At 56.1% G+C, this 4,721-nt stretch carries 5 protein-coding genes; 1 reads left to right on the top strand and 4 read right to left on the bottom strand.

Going from position 1 to position 4,721, the window contains the following annotated elements; translation table 11 throughout:
- Together VGE80_RS04700 and VGE80_RS04695 are read right to left on the bottom strand one after the other, a co-directional pair.
- Positions 1-579: hypothetical protein (locus VGE80_RS04700; RefSeq protein WP_440591848.1), on the bottom strand; the 579-nt coding region annotated here is incomplete at its 3' end.
- A 157-nt stretch (positions 580-736) separates the two neighbouring features.
- Positions 737-1,540, bottom strand: a complete 804-nt coding sequence (locus tag VGE80_RS04695) for an SAM hydrolase/SAM-dependent halogenase family protein (protein WP_440591847.1) — start codon at positions 1,538-1,540, stop codon at positions 737-739.
- Positions 1,541-1,887: 347 nt separating this feature from the next.
- On the opposite strand from VGE80_RS04695, the gene VGE80_RS04690 reads away from it, so the two are divergent.
- Positions 1,888-2,793: an alpha/beta fold hydrolase gene (locus VGE80_RS04690; protein WP_440591846.1), complete on the top strand. Its 906-nt coding sequence runs from the start codon at positions 1,888-1,890 to the stop codon at positions 2,791-2,793.
- A 572-nt stretch (positions 2,794-3,365) separates the two neighbouring features.
- Here VGE80_RS04690 and VGE80_RS04685 read toward each other — a convergent pair.
- Together VGE80_RS04685 and VGE80_RS04680 are read right to left on the bottom strand one after the other, a co-directional pair.
- Positions 3,366-4,313: a hypothetical protein gene (locus VGE80_RS04685; RefSeq protein ID WP_440591845.1), complete on the bottom strand. Its 948-nt coding sequence runs from the start codon at positions 4,311-4,313 to the stop codon at positions 3,366-3,368.
- A 143-nt stretch (positions 4,314-4,456) separates the two neighbouring features.
- Positions 4,457-4,721 (bottom strand): hypothetical protein (locus tag VGE80_RS04680; RefSeq protein ID WP_440591844.1); only part of this gene is annotated, 265 nt, incomplete at its 5' end.

Here is a 4,721-nt window from a genome sequence, read left to right as displayed (position 1 = left end):
CCCGGCCGAACCGAGCAGTTGTCGAACCTTCGTCTGCTTCAGCCGTTGCAGATCGGCGAAGTCGCTCAAGGGAAGATCACTCATCCCGCCCGCAATCGCATCCCAGTGCGGCTTGATTAACTCAACTTGAGGGAGTCGCTTCACTCCGTCCATGTCGAGAATGAGATTCTTTTTACTCTTCAGAACTCGACCAATCTTGCCGAGCAGTTCAAACGAGTTCGTCCAGACCTGGGGATCCATCTTCTCAGCGAACACCTGAAGCAACTGGTCGACGTCTGCCTGGTAAGAGGGGGGCAAGAACTCGAACGCATCATCAAACCGCCCATCCTGGAATGACTGCAGCGTTCGCTGGAACGTCGCTTCCGCAGACCCATCCTGTGCTGTCGCAACCAGACCGACCTTCGGACTTGCCGAAGTAGAAGCCGTTTCACCCCTGTCGTTACGAGTTGCCGGGGGCGATTTGTCGGTGGATTCGGTGACATTCGCGGGTGAAGGTTCCGCCACGTCCTGTCGGGACTGACCACAGCCCACAACGCCAATGAGCATCACCGCCAGCCACCGCGTCCCTGAGCGATCCATCGTATTCCATTTCCTTTCTCATCAGTGGCTTGCGACTGATGTCCGTGAGTTGTCCTGTGCTTCGGCCCGCATCATAACCGATCACCAATCGAATTCGGAACACTCACAGCGTCCAAGAGTTACCAGCGATCCCGCATCGTCGGGTCGCCACTGGCACTTACCACCGCACCACAACGCGACGACCCCGACTCAATTGGAATTCTTCTGCCGCATTCCCATCCCGAATCGCAAATTCCAATCGACCACAACTCCCAATCAATGCCAGTGGTTCTCCGACAGGCGCATCGGCATAACAGCGGGAGAGTTCATGGACCTGGCAGGGCCCTGCTTCAAACCGCAGGGAGTTCCGGTCTTCAGGTAGCAGGGACGCGGCGATGTTCGTAATCAGGTTTCCAAAACGGTCGACATCAATGATGCGTCCGGTAATCGAAGACTGACTGAACGTGGGGGTGGCGAGCGGCAGTGTGACCAAAGGTTCGGAGTAAACGGTTCCCAACTCAGAGAGATCAACACCACGACTCCAGGCTGCGGCGACGGGAGTCAGAATATCGCGACCGTGAAATGTGCTGGAAACCGTCCGCCGCCACAGGCTCTGGTGATCGAGCTTGACGACTCGTCGAACGGATTCGCGCTGCAGCAACACCGAGATCAGTCCGTTGTCGGGGCAAACCACTCTGAACGGACCAATTTCCGCAGCAATCAGATTCCGATCGCTCCCCACTCCGGGATCCACAATGCCCACGTGGATTGTATTTTCCGGAAATGCGTCGAGAGCATCACTCCACAGGAATGTCGCGAGCAAGACGTCCTGCGGGGGGATCTCGTGCGTGAGGTCGACCAGGTGGACGTCGGGATTGATCCCGAGAGCGACACCCTTCATTTGCGCGACATAAGTGTCTCGCATGCCGAAGTCCGAGAGAAATGTGATACAGCGACACGCAGATCCGAGGCTGGAAGCCATTTAAACCGTCTATTTGAAAAGAATTCTGGTCGAGTTGTGCAATCGCGCCGTAAGCGCGGATTGACCCCGTTTTTCGACAATTCTACACTGACATATGAAGCGATCACCGTCAATTGACTTGCCACGGAACTTCAAATGGCATTTGATGTTCTGTGAAACCGTCAGTTGATGACAGTGAAACCCGTCTTGGAGCAGCTTAAGTACTCACACTACGAGTTGCTTTGGGCTTCTGATGTGTCATTCTGTTTTTGAAGATGCTGCCTCGCTTGATCGTGGAGATTCATATGTGGAATGCCCCGTCGCATTTATCCGCTTTTTGCTCGCTCCGATCCCAGGGATCGCGTGGAGTGGCCAGAGTGTGGGCTGGAGTGATTCTGGGAATCCTTCTGGCATCAACGTCACCGGCGCTGTTCGCTCAGGGAGCCAAAAAGCACACCATCGAAGACCGTGACCTGGTCACGGCTGACAATTTCAAGATCAAGGTGACTTACTACAAGTCTCTCGGTGGGCAGGATGCGCCGGTCATCGTCCTGCTGCATGGCAAGCGGGGGACCCGCCAGCAGTGGAAAACACTCGCGACCGATCTGCAGCAGAAAGGTGACTTCGCTGTCATCGCCGTCGATCTTCGCGGACATGGTGAGAGCCCCTTTCCGAAAAAGGGAGGACTGAGCAAGAACGACTATCAGGCGATGGTGGCTTTCGATATGGAAGCCGTCAAAGACTTCATCATGGAAGAACACCAGAAGAAGAACCTGAACATGAACAAATTGGGCATCGTCGGTTCCGATTTCGGCGCCGCAGTCGCCGTGCTCTACACGGAACTCGACTGGGGCAAAATCCCTTTCGACGACAGTCCCACTCTGGAGGGGCGAACGCCCAAGGGGCAGGATGTCCAGGCACTCGCTTTGATCTCGCCCGATGCAACCGTCCCCGGCCTGACAGTGACCAAATCGATGCCCGTCATTCGGGCTCTGAAACGACCGGTCGTGATCGCCGTTTCTGAAAAAAATGCAGGTGATGTCTCGGCCGCTAACAAAATTTTTGACCTGCTTGTCGTCAAGAAAGACAAAGAGAAGGAAGGCGACCAGAACGATCCACCGTATCTGTGGAAATACGAAGCAAATTTCAGCGGAATGGATCTCGTTACAAGAAATGCCAACCTCCGCAAGCACATCTTCGAGTTCCTGACCAAGTATGTGAAAGAGCACCCCAGTGAGTGGCGAGACCGTCGAAGTCAGCTCGAACGAGACTGATTTTGCGGTGTCCAGCGAACTCAGATCCAACAAACAGGCCCGGCTCGAACAATCGAGCCGGGCCTTATTCATTGTTGTAAATCCGATGAGCAGTCACAGTATCTCCGTGCCGCTACGTTACACACGAAGCACCATTCCCGCGCCAACGGGACGATCGGACACTCTGAGAAGAGATCCGCTATCAGAGCCGTGGCGGGTCACAATGGCGCCCGCGGCGGAATCATCAAGATATTCCCGGAACGGAGGGGATACCGGGCCTCCGATATCTGAACTCGGTAATTGTGAGCCCTGCTTCGTTTTTGGCGGTGTCAACGCTGGATTCGTCATCATGAATCTGCGCCGCTGGAAGCCTCTTGCGGATCGCACACCGGTAGCCTGGTACCCCAGAGGAGCATTCAACCCGTGAGACGCCCGAAGCCCGCTGAACGTAGTCTTACATGCCATCGATTCGATCCCTGTCTTGACGGGTTCGAGCCAAATCGAGCAGTCCCCCTGGAAAGAGAACAAGCCCCCGGCAAAACAAATCTGCTTGCCGAGGGCTCGGTTCTCTGAATCGTGAAGCGATTGAGATGTCAGTCGAGGCTACCCGAAGCCAGTCTGGCAGCCGATGAGTATCCGTTGCGGGTGTCGGTGGAACCAATCAGGGGTTCGTTCGCCATTCGCTTTCGGGCGCTGACGTTCGCCGAGGCAGCCAGATACTCTTGATGAAGAGCAGATGGCTTGGCGGCGACGACGCGGGATGGGACCGGTTCTGATTTCTTGATTGCCTGCGCATACGAGACAGGTGGATTCGGCAGCGGCGGCAGCGGAGCCTGACGACTGGTCTTCGCGGCGACTCGTTCCATGCTCAGGTTAGAACCCTTTGCCTGGGACTGCTTCACCTGCGCGTAGTAGCTGGGGCTGTTGGCAGGTCGGCTGCTCACGACGACACCGTCAGAGTTTCCGTTGAAGGTCTTCGCCACATAAGCACCGGACGAAGCACGTGGGGAACTGTAAGTCCGGGTGCTTGCCAGCGTCGAGGTGTAGGGCACCGGCTGCGAAGGATTGTCATAACTTGCCACGCTGTAACTCACAGGAAGTGAAGAGTTGGATGCGCAGTAGTAAGACGACTGGTAAGGAGAGACGTAGCTGTAATTACAGCAGTACGAGGGACTCGTGTAGTAGACCGGATAGGAGTACGCGGGGTACGTGTAAATCACGGGGCGAACATAGGTAAATCCACCGTAGCCCCAGCCGGGATAGCCATACCCGTAGCTGCGAAAGCCACCGTATCCCCAGCCACCCCAACCGCCCCAGCCGCGATATCCCCAGCCACCAAATCGAGGACCACCCCAGCCCCAGCCGCCGCCCCAACCCCAGCCCCGATGCCAGCCGAGTGACGCATCGTTTAATGCCGACTGAGTCTGCATCATGGCTTGCTGGGCCGTTGCCGGACCGGCTGCTTCCAGTTTCATTTCCGACGTGGCCACGAAGGCCAGTGACAACAGGGCGACGCCCCATCTTAAATTGGTCGATCTCATCAGAACCACCTCCCCTGCGGAGTTTTTCCTGCCTATCCGAATTCAACGACGGCACCATATCCGTCAGCATGAATCGTATGAGTCTTTCGAGCAGACGGTCAAGTAGCCGACCTCGCGTCGAACTGCTGCTCAGCGGAAATCCGTTAGACCCCTCTTGCAAAAACGAGTCGTTTACGCTGGCCTCTGCGGAAGAGCCCCTCGACAACGTGCCTCCTCCACGAACCCCGGTCGAGGAGTCTCTCACTGACGATCTGGATATCAGTGACTGGGTGCATGTCAGCTTTTGATTTTTTTGTCTGCGACTCTCGGAGTTTTAGGCGGCCTGGTGAACGGCGATCCGGGTCGCGTATCAAGGTGTCGAGCGAGTCGTTCATCTTCGGAGAGTCCGGCGGCGCGGATTTGAAGAAT

The sequence above is a fragment of the Schlesneria sp. genome, from assembly GCF_036405755.1.
Taxonomy (GTDB): Bacteria; Planctomycetota; Planctomycetia; order Planctomycetales; family Planctomycetaceae; genus Schlesneria; species Schlesneria sphaerica.
This window is presented reverse-complemented; position numbering and strand designations above follow the sequence as displayed.

Bases quoted from the DNA above. Each gene is read 5' to 3' on its own strand.
- VGE80_RS04695 (WP_440591847.1), bottom strand. From the start codon at position 1,540: ATGGCTTCCAGCCTCGGATCTGCGTGTCGCTGTATCACATTTCTCTCG.
- VGE80_RS04685 (WP_440591845.1), bottom strand. From the start codon at position 4,313: ATGAGATCGACCAATTTAAGATGGGGCGTCGCCCTGTTGTCACTGGCC.